Source organism: Pseudoalteromonas sp., from assembly GCF_041613455.1.
Lineage (GTDB): Bacteria > Pseudomonadota > Gammaproteobacteria > Enterobacterales > Alteromonadaceae > Pseudoalteromonas.
The window spans coordinates 1-2954 of the sequence record NZ_JBFJHD010000299.1 but is presented as its reverse complement, the minus strand read 5'-3'; the positions used below and the strand labels follow the sequence as shown (position 1 = coordinate 2954).

Below are 2954 nucleotides of genomic sequence, written 5' to 3'. Positions count from 1 at the left end.
GCTGGCCGATATTCTTAAACCAATCACCAATAAAGGTAACCGCTTAGGGCTACTGCGTTTAGCGCTATATCAAATGGGCGCGGGTATATTAATGGCGTTATTAGCCAATGGGTTATTTGCCGATGCTATTGCGGTCATGGCTCAGCCTAACGTTGATCCAAACGTGGCTGTTAACCAAGTGATTGACAGTATTTCGCTGGCCAATGTGCTGCTTTTTTTAATTGCCCTGTCGGTTTACTTAACGGCATTTGCCTACGCAGTACCTTTGGTTTACTTTAATAAAGAAACCCGTATTTTTAATGCGCTGAAAAACTCATTTATGGTGTTTTATTATAATATTTTACCACTGAGTGTTTATGCTATTATTTGCGCTGTGTTTATCGTACTTTCGATGTTCTTGTCATTCTTACCACTGTTGGTTTTAATGCCAATTTGCTACATTAGCTTTTTTGTTTCTTATCAGGCTATTTTTATGCCGCTAGTGCCGCCAAGTGATGATAGTAATACTAAGCCATTGAGTAATGAACCCAGTGGACGCTTCGACGCTTAATGGATGATAAATTAAAACAAAAGCTAAAAAACTATGTGTTGTGGCTGCTTGGGCGTCAAGAGTACTCGCGCCGCGAGCTAACGTTTAAATTACAGCAAAAACAAGCCACCGACGAGTATATCGAAAACCTGCTTGATTGGTGCGAACAGCACAATTTTATTAATGAGCAGCGTTATTGCGAAAGCTTTGTTAGAAAGCACATTTTTAAATGCCATGGCTTAAAGCGAATTCAAAGTGAAGCCATGGGTAAAGGGATTGATCGTTCACTGCTTGAAAAAGTAGTTGCAGAGCTTGAAATAGATTGGTTTGAGCTGGCGCAGGAAGCGTACAATAAAAAATATTCAAATACACCGGCAAATCTCGAATACAAAGATAAGGCTAAGCGCGTGCGCTACTTGATGTATCGAGGATTTAGCTACGATGAAATCGATTTTGCAATGCAAGCACAGTAAATACAGGTGAGACTTTCACATGCAGCACATGACTACCGCACAAATTAGGCAACAGTTTTTAGACTTTTTTGCCAGCAAACAACACCAAGTTGTTCCTTCTAGTTCACTTATTCCGGGCAACGACGCCACTTTGTTATTTAATAACGCCGGTATGGTGCAATTTAAAGATGTATTTTTAGGCGCTGAAAGCCGCCCTTACACCCGTGCGACCAGCTCGCAGCGCTGTGTACGTGCTGGTGGTAAGCATAACGATTTAGAAAATGTGGGCTACACCGCGCGCCACCATACATTTTTTGAAATGCTGGGTAACTTTAGTTTTGGCGACTACTTTAAGCAAGACGCGATTAAGTTTGCATGGCAGTTTTTAACCGAAGTGGTTAAATTACCGCAAGAAAAGCTACTGGTAACGATATACCACGATGACGAAGAAGCGTTTCAATACTGGTCAAAAGATATTGGCCTAAGCGAAGACCGCATTATTCGTATTGCCACCGCCGATAACTTTTGGTCTATGGGCGATACCGGACCATGTGGCCCCTGTTCTGAAATATTTTATGATCATGGTGAGCACATTTGGGGTGGACCTCCAGGCACTCCTGAAGAAGATGGCGATCGTTTCATCGAAATTTGGAACTTGGTATTTATGCAATATAACCGTCAGAGCGACGGTACCATGGAGCCACTGCCTAAGCAGTCGGTTGATACTGGGATGGGACTTGAGCGTATTGCTGCTATTTTACAAGGCGTACATTCAAACTACGAAATCGATTTATTCCAAGGCTTAATTAAAGCGGCTGCAGAAGTAACCAATGCGCAAGATATGGACGACAAGTCGCTACGCGTTGTGGCGGATCATATCCGTTCGTGTGCATTTTTGATTTCTGATGGTGTGATGCCATCAAATGAAGGTCGTGGCTATGTATTGCGTCGTATTATTCGTCGTGCGGTACGCCACGGCAATAAGCTTGGCGCAACTGGTGCGTTTTTCTATAAACTCGTTGCAGCGCTAATTGAGCAAATGGGTCAAGCTTACCCAGAGCTGGCTAAGCAACAAGAAATTATTGAAAAAGTATTACGCATTGAAGAAGAGCAATTTGGTAAAACACTTGAGCGTGGTTTAGCTATTTTAGAAGAAAGCTTAACTAGCCTAGAAGGCGATGTGATCCCAGGCGAACTGGTGTTTAAGCTCTACGATACTTATGGTTTCCCTGCCGATTTAACCGCCGATGTGGCGCGTGAACGTCAAATGAGCATTGATAATCAAGGCTTTGAAGAGTGCATGGCTGTGCAGCGTAAAACAGCGCAGCAAGCCGGTAAATTTGGTGCCGATTACAATGAGCAATTAAAGTCAGATAAGCAAACAACCTATAAAGGCTACACCAGCACTAGCCACAGTGCGACTGTGGTTGAGCTATTTGCCGCGGGTGAGTCGGTATCGCTATTAGAAGATGGCCAACAAGGTATTGTGATCCTAGACCGTACGCCATTTTATGCCGAGTCGGGCGGACAAGTGGGCGACACTGGGGTGATTAGTGTGGCTGGTGGCGAGTTTACGGTCACTAATACCACTAAATTAGGTAACGCATTTGCGCATCATGGTACGGTACAAGGGCGCATTGCTGTTAACGATAAAGTAGAAGCAAGTATTGATGAAGCGCGTCGTGAACGGATTAAGAAAAATCATACCGCAACGCATATTTTACATGAAGCACTGCGTCAGTTGTTAGGTGAGCATGTAGCGCAAAAAGGTTCATTAGTACAGCCCGATCGTTTACGTTTTGACTTCTCACATTTTGAAGCGGTAACGAAAAAAGAATTACGTGAAATAGAACGTGTAGTGAACGATGAAATTCGTCGCAACTTTGCACTTGGCACTGAGCTAATGGCCATTGACGAGGCAAAAGCGAAAGGGGCGATGGCGTTATTTGGCGAAAAATACGATGATGAAGTGC

At 43.5% G+C, this 2954-nt stretch carries 3 protein-coding genes; all 3 read left to right on the top strand.

The features are described from left to right. A partial coding sequence (locus ABYB02_RS16240) for a hypothetical protein (RefSeq protein WP_372763419.1) occupies positions 1-550 on the top strand: 550 nt, incomplete at its 5' end. Next, complete coding sequence (locus tag ABYB02_RS16235) at positions 550-1002, top strand: regulatory protein RecX (protein WP_372763418.1); 453 nt, start codon at positions 550-552, stop codon at positions 1000-1002. The genes ABYB02_RS16240 and ABYB02_RS16235, both read left to right, overlap by 1 nt. A 19-nt stretch (positions 1003-1021) precedes the next feature. Continuing rightward, positions 1022-2954 (top strand): alanine--tRNA ligase (gene alaS / locus ABYB02_RS16230; RefSeq protein ID WP_372763417.1); only part of this gene is annotated, 1933 nt, incomplete at its 3' end.